This is a genomic window from Microbispora sp. H11081 (assembly GCF_012999535.1).
Lineage (GTDB): Bacteria > Actinomycetota > Actinomycetes > Streptosporangiales > Streptosporangiaceae > Microbispora.
The window spans coordinates 478,686-496,871 of record NZ_JABBWV010000001.1; the positions used below are offsets into that span (position 1 = coordinate 478,686).

Genomic DNA, 18,186 nt, shown 5'->3' on the forward strand with positions numbered 1-18,186 from the left:
GGACGAAGGGGGCGATCTTTGACAGACTGTGAACCAGTCCACAAAGCGGAGGAATAGCACGTGTCCATAGATCCGCCCGGATCCGGTTCCACCGTTCGGCGCATCATGCTCGGCGCGAGTCTTCGCCGGCTGCGCGAGCTGCGGGGTCTGACCCGCGAGGTCGCCGGATTCCACATCCGGGCCTCTGAGTCGAAGATCAGCCGGATGGAGCTCGGCCGGGTCGGGTTCAAGACACGTGACGTCGAAGACCTCCTCACGCTGTACGGCGTCCACGACGACGACGCGCGGCGTGGCCTGCTGGAGATGGTCCGCGAGGCGAACACGCCCGGGTGGTGGCACAAGTTCGGCGAGGTGCTGCCGAACTGGTTCGTCACCTACGTCGGGCTGGAGGAGGCCGCCAGCGTGATCCGCACCTACGAGGTGCAGTTCGTGCCCGGCCTGCTGCAGACGGCGCGGTACGCCCGGTCGGTGATCAGCCTCGGTCATCCGGACGCGTCGGAGGACGAGCTCGAACAGCGCGTCCATCTGCGGATGCAGCGGCAGGAACGGCTCACACGCAAGGACGGTCCCCGGTTGTGGGCCGTCATCGACGAGGCCGCGCTCCAGCGGCCCATCGGAGGGAGTGCGACGATGCGCGAACAGCTCCAGCACCTGCTGGAGGTGTCCACGCTGCCCAACATCACCCTGCAGGTGATGCCCCTTCGCTACGGGATGCACGCGGCCGAGGGAGGCGCGTTCACCATCCTCCGCTTCCCGGAGTCCGACCTTTCGGACGTGGTCTACGTCGAGCAGCTCTGGGGTGCGCTCTACCTGGACAAACGTGAGGACATCGATCCCTACCTCACGGCCATGGAGCAGCTGTGCGTGGAGAGCACCACGCCCGGCGGCACTGCCGAGATCCTCGGCGAACTTCTCAGAGAGACATGAATGCAGACATATAACGGGATGCCCGCTACCGAGATCGCCGGGGTGACCTGGCGCAAGAGTGCCTACAGCAACTCGACCGGCAACTGCGTGGAGCTGGCCGAGCTCCCCGACGGCAGCGTGGCAGTCAGGAACTCCCGATATCCCGACGGGCCGGCGCTCATCTACACCCGCGACGAGATCCGGGCCCTGGTGCTCGGCGTCAAGGACGGCGAGTTCGACGGCCTCCTGGTGTGAACGAACCTCCGGTGTGAGCGGACCTCTCGTCTGAGCGGAGGGGTTCGACCGGGCATGGGCCGTTCTCCGGCGCGACCGTGTTCACCTCTGTCTCACGGGCGTAACACCGCGACGCGGGAGGCGTAACACGGATACGGCACAGTGAGTCCCAGCGAAGCTCATGAGGGGGACCCGTGCTCGACCAGATGACTCTCTACCCCGTGGCCGACGACGAGTTGTTCGCGCCGGGAGGCCGAGTGGTGATCCGCACCTACGGCGTCGCCTCGCCGGTGGACCCGGCGGACGGGCGGCCAAGGGCGGTGGCGTACCGGACGTGGGTCACCGGGGTGCGGGAGCAGCCCAGGTACTGGCGGTGGGGGCATTTCGAGGACGCCCGGCGCGGCCACCGCAAGGTCCTGGAGTGGCTGACCGGCCGAGGGCCGCAACCCCAGCCGGTCGCCCAGGCGTGAGACCCCGGCCTGATCGCTCGGGCGTGATCGTTCAGGCAGGGGGGTGTTCAGGCGGGGGCGTTCCAGCGCAGCAGCACGGGCTCGTCGCCGTGTTCGTATCCGAGTACGGAGTACGTCCCGGTGTCCAGGCGGAAGTACCTGCCGTGGGCGGCGGGCAGTCCCAGCCAGCGGGCCGCGAGCACGCGCAGCATGTGGGCGTGCGCGACGACCAGGACGTCCCCGTCCGCCGAGCGGATCCTGGCGAGGACCTTGTCGGCCCGCCGTCCCACGTCTTCGACGGTCTCACCCGGGTGCGGCTCGTCCCCCGGGACGATCCCGTCCCGCCAGGCGTACCAGCCGGGCCGTGACCGCTGGATCTCGGCGGTCTTGAGGCCCTCGTAGCCGCCGTAGTCCCACTCCCACAGGTCCGCGTCCACCTCGTAGCGCCCCGCGCCGGCCAGCTCCGCCGTACGGCGGGCGCGCTCCGCGGGACTGACGAGGACCAGCGCGAACGGCCGGTCGGCCACCAGGCGGGACAGGGCGCGCGCCTGGTCCTCGCCGTGCGGGGTCAGCGGCAGGTCGGTGCGGCCCGTGTGCCGCCTCGCCCTGCTCCATTCGGTCTCGCCGTGCCTCAGCAGGATGACGTCCATAGGGGCTCCATCTTGCCCGTGCGGCGGTTCTCACGCGTGCCGGGTCCCCTTGACCTCGTGTCCGCGGCCTGCAGTAGGGTCCCCCGCGGAGAGGGGGCCGTATGGAGCCGGTGCGGGTGGGACTCGTCGGTGCGGGGCCGTGGGCGGAGATGGTCCACGCGCCCGCCCTCGCGGCGGGGCCGCACACGACGCTCGCCGGGGTGTGGGCGCGAAGGCCCGCGGCGGCGCGAGAGCTGGCGGGCGCCCACGGCGCGCCCTCCTTCGAGCGGCTGGAGGACCTGTTCGCGGCGTCGGAGGCGGTCGCCTTCTGCGTGCCGCCCGCCGTGCAGGCCGAGCTGGGCGTGCTCGCGGCCAGGGCGGGCAGGGCGCTGCTGCTGGAGAAGCCGCTCGCGGCCGACCTCGACGGCGCCCGGAGGCTCGCCGGGGCGATCGAGGACGCGGGAGTGGCGTCCCAGATGCTCTTCACGTTCCGCTACTCGGCGGCGACCGTCGACTTCCTGGACCGCGCCCGCCTCGTCGAGCCCTTCGGCGGGCACGCCGCCAACATCTCCGGCAGCCTGCGGGGCGGCCCTTTCGCCACTCCCTGGCGGCTGGAGCGCGGGGCGGTGCTCGACGTGGGACCGCACACGATCGACCTGCTCGACGCCGCGCTCGGCCGGGTGGTCGCGGTGCGGGCGCACGGCGACCCGCTCGGGTGGGTCGGCCTGCTGCTGGAGCACGAGGGGGGCGCGGTCAGCGAGGCGTCGCTGTGCATGGCCGCCGAGGGCGAGACGCCGCCCAGCCGGATCGAGGTGTACGGCCGGCGCGGCAGCGCCTCGCTGCTCGGCTCCGAGATCGGCGACGTCGTCCCCGAGGTGGTCAGGCAGTTCGCGCAGACGGTGCGCGACGGCGGCGGGCATCCGCTCGACGCCCGCCACGGCCTGCGCCTGCAGGAGATCATCGACGACGTTGAGCGGCAGTTGAGGGCCGGCTGACCAGGGCGAGACCCGCGACCAGGGCGGCGGAGGCGGCCACCGGCGCGGGGCCGGGCGCGAAGCCGGTGATCGTGAGGGTGAGCAGCGCGCCGCCGACGAGCGGGGCGGCCAGGGCCACGTGCCGGGGGGCGGCGGCCCCCATGGGCTCCTCGAACCTGCCGAGCAGCGTGGTCAGCGCCACCAGGACCAGCGCCAGGGCGGCCAGCCAGAGGGGCACGACGCTCCACCAGGACGCCGAGCCCGCGCTGGGGGCCCGCAGCCCGAGCCCGACGACGGCCGTGCCCGCGACGGCGGCGAGCGCGGTCATGTGCCACAGGTAGACGGTCATCATGCGCGGCGCGAGCGCGGTGAGCACCGCCGCGGCCCTCCGCCGCGCGGCCAGCGCGTTCAGCGCGGGGCGCAGCAGCATCGCCAGGCCGAGCTGGCCGGCGAACAGCGCGAGCAGGCAGGCGCTTGGCGGCGCCATGTTCGAGACCGTCCCGGGCATCCCGATCATGCTCGTGGGGTAGGGCCCGGTCGCCACGAGCGCGGCCAGCATGGCGAACCCGGCCACCGAGAGAGCGGCGGCCCGCCGCCCGGTGAGCCACTCCAGGCCGCCTTCGGCGTACCGGAACCCCACCTGGTGGACCGCCAGCCAGACGAACGCGACGTTGAGGTAGCCGGCGGCCTCCAGGCCGGAGAACCGGACCACGTCCGTCAGCACCGCGCCGCCCGCGAGCACCGGCAGGGCAACGCCCGCCCGCACCCGCAGCAGGTGCGGCGTGGCCACCACCGCCAGCAGGTAGACCGCCAGGAACCAGAGCAACTGGCCGACCGTCCGCGCGGCCACCTCCACCGGCTGCGCGGGCATCCCGAGCGCCACCAGGAGATGGGGGAGCGGCAGCCACACGACCACCAGCGGCGCCACCGGCCAGGCCAGGCGGCGCACCCGCCGTGCCGTCCACGTCCGCGCCACGTCCGACCACGCCTCAGGACGCCCCGCGCGGCGCGTCGCGGACCGGTAGCTGATGGCGTTGGCCGCGCCCCCGGCGAAGAAGACCAGCGGCATGACCTGCGAGATCCAGGTGACGTACGGCACCGCCGCCAGGGCGTTGCCCGTGGTGAGCCGTCCCTGGGCGTACGACAGGACGGGCATCGTCCAGTGCTGGACGACCACGAGGACCATTCCGAACACGCGCAGGACGTCGATGAAGCGGTCCCGGGGCGCGGGCGCGGCCGGGGCCCTCCCGGGTGCGGGGGGAAGCATGGTCAGGGACATGGGGGACGCCTTCGCTGTGTCGGGCCGCCGTGCGAGGTGCGTCCGCGGGCGGCGGGGGGTCGAGCACGTCAAGCGTCCCGCCGCGGCCCCGCCCGGCGCAGCGACGCGGTCCCTACTCCCGATCATGGGCGACCCCCTACCGCCGGGGTAGGGCCTGCCCTACCATCCCCGCGAACGCCCAGGTGGACGGAGCGCGCGACCGGCCACCCGGGCCCGGCAGCACGCCCCGGCCCTCCCGTCGTTTATGGCGCACCTCGCCTTCTCGCAGCATGAATGGCAGGTTCGCTTTACGGGGTCATACGTCGGCCGGAGGCGCGATCGCCGCGAATGCGCAATTCGGTCGCCCGTCGAAATCCTCTGATATCCCGAGATGGTTATGGGGTGCGCGATCTCGATTGGTGGATTAGTCTGACCTGGTTTCCGGCGCTTCGCCGTTCGAGCATCATCCGAGGCAGGCGGGTCAATCGAAACGGGCGACAGCGAGGAAAGAATGGATGTCGAACCGCTCGCGAGCGCGACGACGCGATCCGGTATCCGGCCAGCGGATCCTTTTGCGCGAATGACCCTCGGTAACAGCTTTTCGGTCATTTTCGGCACGACCCGCTGCCTTTATCGGCACCTGCTGACGATATGCGCCATGACCCTCGTCCCGGGCCTTGTGGCGCCGTTGGCTGTGCTCGTCGCCGCGGGCGATCGGGTCGCGGTCGTCGGCGGAATCCCGCGGTTCGTCGAGTTCCCACGGGTCTTCGGCGTGGTCCTCGCCGTGTCCGCGGTGACCGCGATCGCGTCGGGCCTCGCCGCCCTGGCCGGCGGCGCCCGTCTCGCGCTGGACTTCACCGACGGCCGTCCGTTGTCGGCCCGGCTCGCGGTGACGGCCGTCCTGCGCCGGGCGCCGACGTTCGCCATGCTCGTCGTCCTGTTCGTGCCGGCCGTCCTCGTGGTGGCGGCCATCGGTGCGGCGCTGGCGGCCTCGGCGCAGTCCGTCGTCCCGGCGGTGATCGTGGTGACGGTGGTCGGCGTCACGACGCTGCCGCTGATGATCGCATGGGCCGCGCTGGCCGACGGGGCTCCTCCGCTGCGCACGACGTGGCGGCTGATCTCCCGTGGCTACGGCCGGGCCATCTGGATTCTGGCGCCGGGATACCTCGCCGTTCCCGTCCTGCTCCAACTGGGCCTGTTCGCACTGGGCGGGCTGCTTCCCGACCCCACCGACGGGCTGTTCCGCGACGCGGCGCGGCCGGCCGCGGCCGTCTTGCAGACGCCGCTCCAGGCCGTCGCCGTCGGCTGCTGCTACGCCTACCTGCGCCGGCTGGGGCCGGCCACCGTCGATGACCTCGACCGGGAGAAGGGCCAAGAGCGCGGCCGTGAGCGCGCCGGATGGCGGTGGCCGCCGATCATCGCGTGGCCGGCCGTACTGCTGGTCACCATGCTGCCCGGCCTGCTGTACGGCGGGTACGCGGCCGAACCGCTCTCCTGGGCCCGCATGGTCGACAACGAGATCGGCGTCAAGGAAAGGGACGTGTTTTACCCGTCGCGCACCGAGATCATGCTCGGCCCCGGCGGGAAGCCCGTCGTCTTCCGCGACGAGCACCGCCCGGTGATGGTGTTCTGCGACGACGACACGTGTGGCGAGCATGTCAGCGTCACGCTGGACCAGTACTTCTCCACCCATCCGGCGACGGCGGTCGCGCCCGACGGCTCGCTGGTCGTCGCGGGCTGGACGCGTGAGATCGGTGCCTCCCAGATGGAGCTGGTCATGTTCTCCTGCCGGCCCGGCGGCTGCGTCCGGCGGCCGGGCAAGCCGCTGAAGGCCACCAAGGAGACGTCGGACGCGCGGGCCGCCGCCGTGACGACACCGCACGGCCTCGCCATCGCCTGGAGCGTCCGCCTTCCCGGCCATGACAAGAAGCCCCTCTCCCGCGTCGAGCTCGCGCTGTGCGACGACGTCGCCTGTGCCCGGCGTCGCGTCGTCCCGGTGGGCGACATCGTCGACAGCTTCACGATCCATGACATGGACGCCCGTGTCCTGGCCGTCGCCGTCTCACCGGACGGGCGGCCGGTCGTCGCCTACACCGACCGGGGCACCCACAAGCTCACCGTGGCGAGCTGCGAGTCCGCGTCGTGCGCACACCCGTCGATCCATGCGTTCGACCTGCCCGCGCTGACGAGGTACACCTGGCTGACCAGCACCCTGCGCACACAGGTGGCGGTGCGGCCGGACGGGCGGCCGGTCATCGTGTACAGCGACCCCGGCGACGGCCACACCTCGACGATCCTGCTCTGCTCCGATCCGGCCTGTTCGGGCCCGCCTCGTTTCGTGCCGGTGCCCGAGGTCGTCGCGGTGAGCGCGCCCGGCCTCGCCCTGGACGCCCATGGCCTCCCTCTGCTGGCCGGTTACCGCTGGAAGGGCGCGCTGATCGATCTGGTCGCGTGCGGGGACCAGAACTGCGCCCGCCGCTCCGCCTCCCCTCTGCTGCCCGCCGGCGGGGTCGGGCAGTTCGACCTCGTCATCGGCTCCGACCAGCGGCCGCGCATTCTGTGGTACGGCACGGCCGATCCGGCCGGTGGCAACGCATATCACCTGCTCACCTGCGCCGACCCGCACTGCGCCCCATGAGGAACGGGGACCGGGGCGCTGATCTGCCCGCGGCCCGTCTTCGCGCGACCGGGCCGCCACCACGAGGGGGGAAATGAGTCGCGAATCGTCCACCAGCCCGGCGGCCCGATCGGAAGCGTGGTCGCGGGATACGCTCGCCCAGGTGTGGGGCGAGCGCGACCTCGAGATCGTGTACGGCACCGCGCGCCGCCTCTACCGGCCACTGCTGGCCGTGTGCGCCATGACGATCGTGCCGGCCCTCGTGGCGACGGCGGCCGTGGTCGTGGCCCTGGGCGACCGGATCGCCATCGTCAACGGGGCCCCGCTGCTCCTGACCTCGTCGCCGGGCGTCCTGTGGGCGTACGCCGGGGTGCTGCCATCATGATCATCGCCGAGCTCGCCTGTTCGGCCGCGGGCAGCCGCCTCGTCGTCGATCACATCGACGGCCGCCCGTCGTCGCCGGCGCGTGTCGTCCTGGCCGTCCTGCGCCGCCCGCACGCCTTCCTGCTGCTCGCCGCCGAGTTCACGCTGGCGGCCGGAGCGCTGATCGTCCTGGTCGTCGTCGTGGCGGAGCTGGTGGAGTCGATAGTCATGGCGCTGATCCTGGTCGCGGTGGCCGGCCTCTTCACGCTGCCCGCCCTGCTCGGCTCCGGGCCCCCGCGGTCCGTGACGGTGTCCGAGATCGCCGTGAGGAGCGCCCCCGGCCTGGCCCTTGACGCCGCCGGCCGTCCGATCCTGGCCGGCTACGACACGGAGGACCTCCGGGTGACCGTCCTGGCGTGCGAGGACGTCGGCTGCGCCCGCCGCCCGCGCATCGTCTGGTACGGCACGCCCGATCGCGGGGGGACGCCCACGTATCACGTCCTCACCTGCGCCGACCCGTACTGCCGGAAGTCCTAGACGAAGCGCCCGGACATCCCGAGGAGGGACATGAGTCTCGGAACGCCGGTGAGCGCGGCGGGGTCGCCCGCCGCCTGGCCGGATGACGCGTTCGACCAGTTGAAGGGCCTTCGCGGCCTGCGCATCATGTACGGCACGGCGGTCCGTCTCTACCGGGACCTGCTGGCGGTGTGCGCCCTGGTCCTCGTTCCGCCGTTCGTGGCGCCGGTGGCCGTGCTGGTGGCGCTGAGCCACCGGGTTTCCTTTGTCAACGGAGCTCCTGTGCTCCTCGTGCCCTCGCCGGCCGTCCTTTGGACCTTCGCCGGACTCGCGCTGACGGCCGTCGTGGCAGGATTCGCCTGCCTGGCCGCGGGCAGTCACCTCGTGGTGGGCCACATCGAGGGCCGCCCCCTGTCGGCGGGGCGTGCCGTCCTGGCCGTTCTCCGGCGCCCGCACGCCGTGCTGCTGCTCACCGTCAATCTCGTGTTGATCATCGCCGTGCAGGCAGGGGTCATCGCCGTGGTGGCCCATGCGACGGGATCGATCGTCGCGGTGGTGATCCTGGGCGTGCTGCTCGTCCTCCTGACGCTCCCGGCCGTACTCGCCTGGGCGGCGCTGCCCGAGCGAATTCCGCCGCTGACGGCGGCGTACCACCTGGTGGCCTACGACTACTGGTGGACGATCCGGACGATCGTGGTGGCCTTGGCCGCCGTTCCGGTCCTGGCGCAGCTCGGTCTGCGCCTCCTCTGCGCGGCCCTCCCCGTCCCGGCCGGCGTGCGGATCGGAGACGTCCTGGGGATGACGGTGGCCGTCCTGCTGGTGCCCTTCCAGGCCGCGGTGCTCGGCTGCTGCTACGCGCGGCTCCATCGGGAGAACCAGGCGCGCTGGGGAGCCCTGGTGATCCGGGGAGACAAGGGCGGGCGTGGACGGGCCGCGACCGCGACCGGCGGCGCACCCGGCGGGCGGCGCACCCGCTGGTGGCCGGTCGGGCTGGTGCTTCTGCCCGGCCTGCTGTACGGCGGCTACGCGGTGGCCGGTCCGCTCAGCGACGTGATCGACAACGAGATCGCGGGCGAGGATCGCGGTGATCTGGGCTGGAATCGCGGCGAGGACGGTCCAGGACCGGTCCAGATCGCCTTGAGCCCTCGCGGGTTCCCGATCGTCATCCGCGACCGGGGGTTCCACGAGGTGACGTTCTGCGGCGACGACACCTGTGGCGCGCAGACCACCGTCATCCTGGACGCCTCCATCGAGGAGCAGGCCGGGGCGGCGGTCACCCTCGACGGCTCGGTGGTGCTCGCGGGCTGGGTGAGGGGGGACGATGAGATCGAACGGCGGGAGCTCCAGCTGTTCTCCTGCCGGCCCGACGGCTGCACGTGGCGTACCGGCCCGCCGTTGCGGACGGTGCCCGGCGACGTGCTCCGGCTGGACGTGGCCCCGGTGAACGCCACCGCGGTCGCGACGCGAGACGGGATCGCCGTCGCCTCGATCGCCCCCGTCTCCGCGGACCGGCACCCGGCTCGCGCACGTGTGACACTGACGCGGTGCCCGGACGTCGCCTGCGCCCACCCCCGGACGATCACGGTGGGAGACCTCACCGTCGCGGACTTCTTCGAGTACCGGAAGCCCAGCAATCTCGCCGTCGCGGCGTCTCCGGACGGGCGCCCGGTGATCGCGTACGCGGACCTGATCACGCGGAAGGCCACCATCGTGATCTGCGACACCGTGGCGTGCGGGCATCCGGCCACTCGCACGTTCGACATGCGCGACAGGTCGTCGCCGCGGTACGACCCCAGGAGGTCGTCCGGCGGCCTGCGACTCCAGGTCGCCGTCAGGCCGGACGGCAGACCGGTGATCGTCCACAACGGCGGCGGCACCGGGGACACATCGATCCTGCTCTGCCGCGATCCGTCCTGCTCCGGGACCCCGCGGACGGTGTCGGCGTCCGGACTGGTCACGCGGAGCGCCCCCGGCCTGGCCCTGGATCCGGCCGGCCGTCCTGTTCTGGCCGGATACGACCCCGTCGACCCACCGGTAGCCGTCATGTTCTGCCGCGACGACGGCTGCGTGGGGAGAGACGTCACCCACCTGGTCCCCACGTCCCACGTGGGCGAGGTGGACGTCGCCATCGGTCCCGACCGGCGCCCGCGCATCGTCTGGTACGGCACGCTCGACGGCAGGAGACCTCCCACCTATCACCTGCTCACCTGCGCCGACGCCTGGTGCGGCAGGCGGCCGTCGCCGTCCTGACGGGCGGCCGTCGCAGACGGACGGAGCCCGGCGGGGGCGGGGGCTGGACGCCGGGTGAGGGATTGGTACCGTTGCGTCCGACGCGCGCCGTGCAGCGAAATCCGGTGAGAATCCGGTGCTGTCCCGCAACTGTGGTTCCCCGCCCCCGGGGACGAGCCAGGTCGCCTGCGCTGCGCGCCGACGTCATCGACCCTCGTGGAAAAGGGTGATCCGTCGCTTTCCAGCGGGTCTCTCGATTCCCGGCATGCCCCCTGATGGAGGACCCTCGTGAGGCCCGTACGCACGGCCGTCGCGGGCGTGATGCTGGGTGTGCTCGGACTGGCCGGCTGCGGCCAGACCGGCGGCTCCGCCACGTCCGCCACCCCCACTCCCGCCGCATCGGACACCGCCACCACCAGCGAGGGGCAGGGCACCTTCCCTGTGACCGTGCAGGCGGGCAACGGCGCGGTGACCCTCTCCCAGCGCCCCGAGCGCATCGTGTCGCTCTCGCCCACCGCCACCGAGATCCTCTTCGCGATCGGCGCGGGCGCGCAGGTGACGGCGGTGGACGACCAGTCGGACTACCCGCCGGAGGCGCCGAAGACCGCGCTGTCGGGGTTCAAGCCCAACGTCGAGGCGATCGTGGCCGCCAAGCCCGACCTCGTCGTGGTCGCCAACGACCTGGAAGGCGTCGTGGCCGGTCTGGGCAAGGTCGGCGTGCCGGTGCTGCTCGAACCCGCCGCGACCAAGCTGGACGACACCTACGACCAGATCAGGGACCTCGGCGCGGCCACCGGCAACACGGCCAAGGCCGAGGAGGTGGCCAACGACGTCGAGCGGAAGCTCGACGCGCTCGCGGCGGCGGCGCCGAAGGGCAAGGGCCTGACGTACTACCACGAGCTGGACAGCACGCCCTACGCGGCGACGTCGACCACCTTCCTCGGGCAGGTCTACAACCTGTTCGGGCTGAAGAACATCGCCGACGAGGCGCCCGACGCGGCCGGCGGCTACCCCAAGCTGTCGGCGGAGTTCATCGCCGAGGCCGACCCCGACCTGATCTTCCTGGGCGACACCAAGTGCTGCGGCCAGAACGCCGCCACGCTGGCGAAGCGGCCCGGCTGGTCCGGCCTGTCCGCCCTGAAGAAGGACCATGTGGTGGAACTGGACGACGACATCGCCTCCCGCTGGGGGCCGCGGGTCGTCGATCTCGCCCAGGCCGTCGCCGACGCCGTCCAGAAGGCCGCGGGCTGACCCGCGTCGTGGTGAGAGGCGTGGCGTGGTGACAGGTGTGGTGACGCCGTGACGGCGGCCAGGCGCGGACGGGCGCTGCTCGTCGCGTCCGCCGTGCTGGCGGCCTGCCTCGCCGTCGGCCTGATGGCGGGCGCGGCGGGCATCTCGCCCCGCGCCATCGCGCTCGCGTTGCTCGACCGGCTGCCGATGGTGTCTGTGCACTCGGGGCTCGCGCCGGTCGAGGAGGGACTGCTGTTCCAGCTCCGGGTGCCGCGGGTGCTGCTCGCCGCCGTCGTGGGCGGGCTGCTCGCCACGGCGGGCGCGGGCTACCAGGGCGTGTTCCGCAACCCGCTTGCCGATCCCTACCTGCTCGGCGCGGCGGCCGGCGCCGGCCTCACGGTCACGCTCGTCGTGGTCTTCATGGGCGGCGAAGCCGGGGTGACCCTGGTGCCGGTCGCCGCCTTCGCCGGGGCCGTCGGCGGGGTGTTCCTCGCGTACGCGCTGGGCCACACGGCGGGCCGGGGCGGCGGCACCTCGACGCTCGTGCTCGCAGGCGTGGCGGTGGCCTCGTTTCTCACCGCCATCCAGACCTTCGTGCAGCAGTTGAAGGTGGAGGAGCTGCAGCGGATCTACTCCTGGATCCTCGGCGACGTCGGCGGCGGCTGGGACCAGCTCGGCATGATCGCGCCGTACGCCGTGGTGTCGACCGTCGTCATGCTGCTGCACGGGCGGCTGCTCGACGTGCTGTCGGTCGGCGACGAGGAGGCGGTGAGCCTGGGCCTGCGCGCGGCGCGGGTGCGCTTCGCCGTGCTGCTGGCCGCCTCGCTCGCGACCGCCGCGGCGGTGGCGGTCAGCGGCCTGATCGCGTTCGTCGGGATCGTCGTGCCGCACGTGGTCAGGCGGCTCGCCGGCTGGTCGTACCGGATCGTGCTGCCGGTGTCGTTCCTCGGCGGCGCGGCGTTCCTGGTGCTGGCCGACACGATCGCGCGTACGGTGCTCGCGCCGGCCGAACTGCCCATCGGGGTGGTCACGGCGTTCGTCGGCGCGCCCTTCTTCGTCACCGTCCTGCGCGTGACCCGGCGGGTGGAGACGTGAACGGCGACGGGCACCCGGCGATCGAGGCGCGCGGCGTGGGCGTCACCCTCGGGGGCCGGCGGGTGCTCACGGATGTCACGTTGTCGGCCGCCCGTGGCGGGTGGCTGGCCGTCATCGGGCCGAACGGCGCGGGCAAGTCCACGCTCCTGCGGGCCGTCGGCGGGCTGGTCCCGAGGGAGGGCGAGGTGCTCGTCGGCGGGACCGCCGTGGACGACCTGCGCCCGCGCAAACGGGCCCGGCTGATCGCCTACGCCCCGCAGAACCCCGCGCTGCCCCCGGACATGAAGGTGTACGACTACGCGCTGCTCGGCCGCACGCCGTACATCTCCTATCTCGGCAGCGAGAGCGCGCGGGACCGGCAGGTGACGCGGTCGGTGCTGGAACGGCTCGACCTGGACGGCCTGGCGTCCCGGCCGCTCGGGCACCTGTCGGGCGGCGAGCGGCAGCGGGTCGTGCTCGCCAGGGCGCTGGTGCAGCAGGCTCCCGTGCTCCTGCTCGACGAGCCGACGACGGCGCTCGACCTGGGCCACCAGCAGCAGGTGCTCGAACTCGTCGACCGGCTGCGCCTGGCCGACGGGCTCACCGTCGTGACGACGCTGCACGACCTCAGCCTCGCCGGGCAGTACGCCGACGCGCTCGTGCTGCTCGCCGCCGGGCGCGCGGTCGCGGCGGGGCCGCCGGAGCGGGTGCTGGCCGAGCCGCTGCTGGCCGAGCACTTCGGCGCCAGCGTGCGGGTGGAGCCGGGCCCCGACGGGCGCCCGATCGTCCACCTGGTCCGGCCACTGGCCTCCCGGATGACTCCCGCGGAGGAGACGTGACGGGCCTGCCGCGGCCGACCCTGACCTACCGCGAGGAGGACGGCCTGCGGCTCGGCACGCTGCTGTGGCGGTTCGGGCCCGGGTGGCGGATGATCTCCTCCGGGATGCTGGGCGGCGGCGTCGGCCGTCGTGAGTGGGTGCTGAACGCGCAGGTGGCGGCCGGCTACTCGCGCATGGACCCGGTGGAGCACATGGAGGCGCTCGGCCCCGGCGGCCCGGGGGTCGGCATGATGACGGCGGCGCTGGTTGAGCGCTACACCGTCGCGGCGGACGGGGGAGCGGAGGCCGTCGCCACGGTGGGCCTCGGCGTGCCGACCTGGGCGGCCAGGCCCGAGGGCGTGCCCGACCCCGGGGCGCCGGCCGTGCCGGAACCCGCGCGGGAACCTGCAGGGGAGGCGGTCGCACCGCGCCCAGGGACGATCAACATCCTGGTGGCCGTGCCGGTCGCGCTCTCCGACCCGGCGCTGGTCAACGCCGTCATGACGGTGACGGAAGCGAAGACGCAGGCGCTGCTGGAGGCGGGTTTCCCCTGCACGGGCACCGCGTCGGACGCCGTCTGCGTCGCCGTACGGGAGGACGGCCCGGTGGAGGCGTTCGGCGGCCCGCGCTCCGTCTGGGGCGCGCGGATCGCCCGTGCCGTCCACCGGGCCGTCCTCGACGGCGCGCGGGACTGGCGAGCCTGGCGGGCCACCGGGGTCGGCTCACAGCGCTCCGGCCTCTGAGCCGACGAGTCCTCCAGGCCGAAAAGTCCCATTCCTCGCAACCCTCGGGCGCCTCGATCCGGGCGGGCCTACACTCCTCCCGTGTTGGGACACCTGTTGGAGCACCCCCTCCTCGCGCTGGTCCCCATCGGCGTGGTCCTCACCCTGACAGGGGTAGGGGGCATGATCAGTGCCCGGAACTTCCAGAGACGGGGGCAGCGCACCCAGGGCCAGGTCGTACGCCTGCGGCAGGGCAGGCGCACGCGCACCAGCGGCATTGTCCTTCACTACCCGATCGTCCGCTTCACCACCGCGCACGGCCGGGAGGTCGAGGCCGAGACCCCTTTCGGCAGCTACCCGCCGCCCGCACTGCGCGGCGCGCTGGTGCCCCTGCTGTACGACCCGGCCAGGCCCACCCGGGTCCGCATCGACGACGCGGTGGGACGGGGAACGGTGCGCGGCCTGATCTGGCTCATGGTCGGCATCGTCGTCCTCGCCATCGGAGCCGGGGTCGCCGTCACGCAGGTGCTGTGAACGCCGCTACGACGTGAACGTGATCGTGTTCACCATGTGGTCGATGAGCGCGCGGTCGCACCGGCCGGCCGGGCAGAAGAACGTGATCAGGACGGTCGTGCCGGCGTCCCCCTGACGGACGACGTAGGCGGAGAAGTCGAGGCGCCCGGTCTGCTGCGGGTCGCTGAGCACGCCCTCGATCCGGAAGGCGGGCTTGGCCCCGACCGTGGTGGGAGAGGCAACGCCGTAGTAGGTGGCCACGCCGGGAAGCGCGGGCCCCAGGCTCTCCTGCAGCTCCAACGGCGAGTCCGAGGTGCTCAGGGTGTTGCTGACCTGGGCGAACACCCCTGTGGCCCGGTCCGGCTGGGTCGTGATGATGGGGTTCACCTTCGACCAGTCGGTGTTGCCCGGCACGGCGAACAACGCGTTGAACTCGTCCGCGGCCGGTGAGGCGATCATCCATTGGTCGGCGTTGGTCCTGGCCTCGCCCCAGGTCGCGGGGTAGGCCATGGTGAACGGCGCCGCGGTGCTGCCCGGATAGGTCTTCCACGTCGCGGCGGAGTCGCCGCCACGGGTGAGCAGCAGCACGGCGGCGACGGCGATGGACACCAGGACCGCCAGGCCGCCGATCAGCGGCCCGAGCGGCAGCCCCCGCCGGCGGTCCTGCCTGGCCGCCGTCGCGACGGTGGTCCGCGCGTGCGCGGATCCCGGGGGGTACGACCCGTGCCCCTGGGCGTGTGCCCGGCCGGCGGGCCCGGCGGCCGACGGGTGGCTCACGGGCGGGTGGGACGACGGGTACGGCGGCACCGAGCCCTGAGGGTGGGAGACGGGCGGCCTGCTGCCGGGCGAGAACGAGGACGGGTGGGATCCGGCGGGCGCCGGGGGCACCGTGGGTCCGGAGGCCGGAGCGCCCGGGGGATGGGTGGGGACGGCCGGGGGATAGGACGGGGAGGCGGCTCCCGCCGCGTCGCCGCTGATCGCGTCGCGCAGCGCGAACACGAACGCCTGGCAGGTCGGGAACCGCTCGGCGGGCGACTTGGCCAGCGCCCGGCTGAGCACGGCGTTCGCCGCGTGCGGCAGGTCCGGCCGGTACGGCGTGAGCGGCGGCGGCTCGTGGGAGACGTGCGCGTAGAGCAGCGCGAGCTCGGTGTCCCGCTGGAACGGCGGCTGCCCGGCGAGCGCCTCGTACACCACGCAGGCGAAGGCGTACAGGTCGCTGCGGCCGTCGACCGGCAGGCCCCGGATCTGCTCGGGGGCGACGTAGCGCGGGGTGCCCATGAAGTGGCCGTGGCTCGTCAGCCCCGCCTCGGCTGCGGAGCTCTTGGTCAGCCCGAAGTCGGTCAGGTAGACGTGGTCGGACCGGGTGATGAGGATGTTGGCCGGCTTCACGTCGCGGTGCACCAGGCCGTGGGCGTGCGCGGCGTCGAGGGCGGAGGCGATCTGCGTGAACAGCAGGTTGGCCCGCCCGACCGGCAGCGGGCCCTCCGACTGCACCAGCTTGCGCATGTCGCTGCCCTCGACGTAGCGCATGGCGATGAACAGCAGTTCGTCGCGCTCGCTCGCCTCGTACACCGGGATGATGTTGGGGTGGTCGATGCTCGCCACCATCCGGGACTCACGCACGAACCGGTCACGGAACCGGTCGTCGTGCGCGAGTTGCGGTGCGAGCACCTTCAGCGCCACGGCCCGCCCGAGCCGCTGGTCGCGCGCCCGGTAGACCGTCGCCATGCCACCCCGTCCGACGACCGCCTCGATGGTGTAGTCGCCGAGCCGCCGCCCGACGAGCGGCGGCATCACCGGCCCCTCTGTCATGCGGCATCATCCCCCTTGAACGTCCTGTGGCTACGAGCCAATGATCACGAATCCGTCGGGTTCCCGCAAAAGCCGCAGAACCGGTGTCCCTGCCCCAGGCGCATGCCGCACTGCGTGCAGAACTTCAGCTGCGCCTGTCCCTGCGGCGGCGACGGGTTCGGCGGGTAAGAAGGCCCGCGCGGCGGTGCGGGATCGCCCGGATACGCGTGCCCGTGCGGCGGCGACAGGTCCGCGGGGTACGACTGCCCGCCGGGCGGGGACGGGTCGGCGGACGCCGCCCCGGCGGGCACGGGAGTCGCCGGAGCGGGCGCCATGACCTCCGGGGACCGGGCGGCATCGGCGCCGAAGACCCGCGTGACGGCGTACGGCGGCCAGGAGGTCTCCCCGGAGTGCGCGGCCGGCGCCTCGCCCGCCCCCGGGTCGGGGTGGACGCCGCCGAGGTAGACGTCACCGGCCTGGCCGTCGCCGTCCTGCGGTCCCGCCGCGTTCCTGCGGCGCAGCAGCACGACGCCCCCGGCCAGCAGGGCGAGGAGCACGACGCCGCCCGCCACCCACACGTACGGCGGCACCGGGGACTCCTGCCGCTCCGCGGGCGCGGGGCTGGCCGCGGGCCGTCCGCCCGCGTCGGCGGCCGTGCCGGCCTTGGCCCGGGAGTCCCGCAGGTGGCCGGCCGCGACCACGTGGTCGGGCCGCAGGTTGAGCACCTGCTGCAGCGCGGGGATCGCGCCGGTGTAGAGCTTGTTGTGGTAGGACGCGAGCGCGTTCTCGTACACGACGTCGACGGGGCCGCGGCGCGGGGTGACGCCGGCGGCGACCAGCGCGCTGCGGATCTCGTCGGCGGGGGTGATGGTCATGGGCTCGGCACCGCCGCCGGAGATGAACCCGATCACCTCGCTCTTGGCGTCGTCGACGATGGCCGCGCCGGACGCGCCGTCGTCGAGCAGTTTGCGCACCTTGTCGCGTTCCTTGAACGTCCGGCTGCCCGGGGGGTCGAGGTGCGCGGTGTCGAGCTTGGGCCCCTGCTTCGCGGAGGGCCTGCCGGTCAGCGTCATGACGTCGACCGACTCGACGGCGCCGCCGATCACGGTGCCCAGCGGGACCGTGGGCAGCGTCTGCTTCTCGCCGCCCTTGGTCACCTTCAGGACGGCCGGGGAGGCGGGGGACGCCCCGGTGGTCAGGATCTGCGCGGGCAGCCCCCCGGGCGGCGGCGGGTCGAGGTAGGGGTGCACGGTGACGTTCGTCGTGACGTCCGCGAGGCAGGTCGAGTCCGTCTGCCTCGGGGGATAGCACGCCTTGAGCCGCCGGTCGAGGTCGGGGTCGTCGAGCGAGTGCCGCTTGAAGTCGGCGGGGATCTTCACCTTGAAGTACTCGGCGAAGATCCGGTTGGCGGCGTACACCCTGGGGTCCTCGGCGGCCTGCACGATCTGGGTCGCGGTGACGACCACGCCGTCGGGCGTCACCGTGAAGCCGCTGCCCTTCGCCAGGTCGACGTCGTAGTCCCTGGCCATCTGCTTGATCACGCCGCGGTCGTCCAGCAGCGTGATGCGGACGTGCGAGGACGACTCCACGCGTACGCCGCCGGGAGTGACGCGGTCGGTGGAACCGCTCGGGTGCGGGTGGAGCATGGATGGCGCGAGCGCGGCGAACACGCCGAGCCCCGCGATGAGGGAGTGCAGGCGGGGCATCTGCGTCTCCTAGGCCTGTTCGGATCGCTTCAAGCGTCTCAGTGCGGTCAGTGCTCGACAAGATGAGTACCGTGACCGACACCCACTTGATACAGGGTGATGATCGCGTAGCCGCTTGACGCTGACTTGCAGGCCAGTTGCGGGGCGTCTGTTACCT

17 protein-coding genes and 1 riboswitch are annotated in these 18,186 nt (G+C 72.9%); of the genes, 13 read left to right on the forward strand and 4 right to left on the reverse strand.

Features of this window, described 5'->3' with window-relative positions; all coding sequences use genetic code 11:
• Positions 1-105 precede the first annotated feature (105 nt).
• From HHX31_RS02075 to HHX31_RS02085, 3 genes are all read left to right on the forward strand, one after another.
• Positions 106-927: a DUF5753 domain-containing protein gene (locus HHX31_RS02075; protein ID WP_169945528.1), complete on the forward strand. Its 822-nt coding sequence runs from the start codon at positions 106-108 to the stop codon at positions 925-927.
• A complete protein-coding gene (locus HHX31_RS02080) occupies positions 928-1,161 on the forward strand; it encodes a DUF397 domain-containing protein (RefSeq protein WP_169944481.1) in 234 nt (77 codons plus the stop codon).
• Between the two features lie 173 nt (positions 1,162-1,334).
• A complete protein-coding gene (locus HHX31_RS02085; RefSeq protein WP_169944482.1) occupies positions 1,335-1,610 on the forward strand; it encodes a hypothetical protein in 276 nt (91 codons plus the stop codon).
• Between the two features lie 47 nt (positions 1,611-1,657).
• Here HHX31_RS02085 and HHX31_RS02090 read toward each other — a convergent pair whose 3' ends face one another.
• Positions 1,658-2,239 (reverse strand): histidine phosphatase family protein, encoded by a 582-nt coding sequence (locus HHX31_RS02090; RefSeq protein ID WP_169944484.1) that lies wholly within the window; start codon positions 2,237-2,239, stop codon positions 1,658-1,660.
• A gap of 116 nt (positions 2,240-2,355) precedes the next feature.
• Here HHX31_RS02090 and HHX31_RS02095 point away from each other — a divergent pair, with 116 nt between their 5' ends.
• Complete coding sequence (locus HHX31_RS02095; protein ID WP_311931189.1) at positions 2,356-3,213, forward strand: Gfo/Idh/MocA family oxidoreductase; 858 nt, start codon at positions 2,356-2,358, stop codon at positions 3,211-3,213.
• Here the strand turns inward: HHX31_RS02095 and HHX31_RS02100 are convergent.
• Complete coding sequence (locus tag HHX31_RS02100) at positions 3,176-4,471, reverse strand: acyltransferase (RefSeq protein ID WP_249345340.1); 1,296 nt, start codon at positions 4,469-4,471, stop codon at positions 3,176-3,178. The two genes, HHX31_RS02095 and HHX31_RS02100, sit on opposite strands and share 38 nt — an antisense overlap.
• 637 nt (positions 4,472-5,108) lie before the next feature.
• On the opposite strand from HHX31_RS02100, the gene HHX31_RS02105 reads away from it, so the two are divergent.
• The 9 genes from HHX31_RS02105 to HHX31_RS02145 all read left to right on the forward strand — a co-directional run bounded on the left by HHX31_RS02105 (position 5,109) and on the right by HHX31_RS02145 (position 14,553).
• Positions 5,109-7,088, forward strand: a complete 1,980-nt coding sequence (locus HHX31_RS02105) for a hypothetical protein (RefSeq protein WP_169944487.1) — start codon at positions 5,109-5,111, stop codon at positions 7,086-7,088.
• A 73-nt stretch (positions 7,089-7,161) separates the two neighbouring features.
• Positions 7,162-7,452, forward strand: coding sequence for a hypothetical protein (locus tag HHX31_RS02110; protein ID WP_169944489.1), 291 nt, complete (start codon positions 7,162-7,164; stop codon positions 7,450-7,452).
• Entirely contained in the window at positions 7,449-7,967 is a 519-nt protein-coding gene (locus HHX31_RS02115; protein WP_169944491.1) for a hypothetical protein, read from the forward strand. The genes HHX31_RS02110 and HHX31_RS02115 overlap by 4 nt, the downstream gene beginning before the upstream one ends.
• Before the next feature lie 30 nt (positions 7,968-7,997).
• The gene (locus HHX31_RS02120) at positions 7,998-10,196 is read left to right on the forward strand and encodes a hypothetical protein (protein ID WP_169944493.1); all 2,199 of its coding nucleotides are present in this window, start codon (positions 7,998-8,000) and stop codon (positions 10,194-10,196) included.
• A 51-nt stretch (positions 10,197-10,247) separates the two neighbouring features.
• Positions 10,248-10,384, forward strand: a riboswitch (cobalamin riboswitch).
• 79 nt (positions 10,385-10,463) lie between these two features.
• Positions 10,464-11,426, forward strand: a complete 963-nt coding sequence (locus HHX31_RS02125; protein ID WP_169944495.1) for an ABC transporter substrate-binding protein — start codon at positions 10,464-10,466, stop codon at positions 11,424-11,426.
• Between the two features lie 48 nt (positions 11,427-11,474).
• Entirely contained in the window at positions 11,475-12,500 is a 1,026-nt protein-coding gene (locus HHX31_RS02130) for an iron ABC transporter permease (RefSeq protein ID WP_169944497.1), read from the forward strand.
• Positions 12,497-13,318 carry an ABC transporter ATP-binding protein gene (locus HHX31_RS02135; RefSeq protein WP_169944499.1) on the forward strand — a complete coding sequence of 274 codons (822 nt, stop codon included), beginning with the start codon at positions 12,497-12,499 and terminating at the stop codon, positions 13,316-13,318. The genes HHX31_RS02130 and HHX31_RS02135 overlap by 4 nt, the downstream gene beginning before the upstream one ends.
• Complete coding sequence (locus HHX31_RS02140) at positions 13,315-14,040, forward strand: adenosylcobinamide amidohydrolase (RefSeq protein ID WP_311931191.1); 726 nt, start codon at positions 13,315-13,317, stop codon at positions 14,038-14,040. The genes HHX31_RS02135 and HHX31_RS02140 overlap by 4 nt, the downstream gene beginning before the upstream one ends.
• A gap of 81 nt (positions 14,041-14,121) precedes the next feature.
• On the forward strand, positions 14,122-14,553 hold the full coding sequence (locus HHX31_RS02145; protein WP_169944501.1) for a DUF3592 domain-containing protein: 432 nt from the start codon (positions 14,122-14,124) through the stop codon (positions 14,551-14,553).
• A 6-nt stretch (positions 14,554-14,559) separates the two neighbouring features.
• On the opposite strand, the gene HHX31_RS33470 is transcribed toward HHX31_RS02145, so the two are convergent.
• Both HHX31_RS33470 and HHX31_RS02155 read right to left on the reverse strand, forming a co-directional pair.
• Positions 14,560-16,344 (reverse strand): serine/threonine-protein kinase, encoded by a 1,785-nt coding sequence (locus HHX31_RS33470; RefSeq protein ID WP_211589156.1) that lies wholly within the window; start codon positions 16,342-16,344, stop codon positions 14,560-14,562.
• Positions 16,345-16,388: 44 nt separating this feature from the next.
• On the reverse strand, positions 16,389-18,029 hold the full coding sequence (locus HHX31_RS02155; protein WP_169944503.1) for a zinc ribbon domain-containing protein: 1,641 nt from the start codon (positions 18,027-18,029) through the stop codon (positions 16,389-16,391).
• Between the last annotated feature and the right edge of the window lie 157 nt (positions 18,030-18,186).

Coding starts and splice junctions, on each gene's coding strand:
- HHX31_RS02105 (WP_169944487.1), top strand. CDS start 5,109: ATGACCCTCGTCCCGGGCCTTGTGGCGCCGTTGGCTGTGCTCGTCGCC.
- HHX31_RS02080 (WP_169944481.1), top strand. CDS start 928: ATGCAGACATATAACGGGATGCCCGCTACCGAGATCGCCGGGGTGACC.
- HHX31_RS02120 (WP_169944493.1), top strand. CDS start 7,998: ATGAGTCTCGGAACGCCGGTGAGCGCGGCGGGGTCGCCCGCCGCCTGG.
- HHX31_RS02110 (WP_169944489.1), top strand. CDS start 7,162: ATGAGTCGCGAATCGTCCACCAGCCCGGCGGCCCGATCGGAAGCGTGG.
- HHX31_RS02100 (WP_249345340.1), bottom strand. CDS start 4,471: ATGTCCCTGACCATGCTTCCCCCCGCACCCGGGAGGGCCCCGGCCGCG.
- HHX31_RS02090 (WP_169944484.1), bottom strand. CDS start 2,239: ATGGACGTCATCCTGCTGAGGCACGGCGAGACCGAATGGAGCAGGGCG.
- HHX31_RS02155 (WP_169944503.1), bottom strand. CDS start 18,029: ATGCCCCGCCTGCACTCCCTCATCGCGGGGCTCGGCGTGTTCGCCGCG.
- HHX31_RS02075 (WP_169945528.1), top strand. CDS start 106: ATGCTCGGCGCGAGTCTTCGCCGGCTGCGCGAGCTGCGGGGTCTGACC.
- HHX31_RS33470 (WP_211589156.1), bottom strand. CDS start 16,344: ATGACAGAGGGGCCGGTGATGCCGCCGCTCGTCGGGCGGCGGCTCGGC.
- HHX31_RS02115 (WP_169944491.1), top strand. CDS start 7,449: ATGATCATCGCCGAGCTCGCCTGTTCGGCCGCGGGCAGCCGCCTCGTC.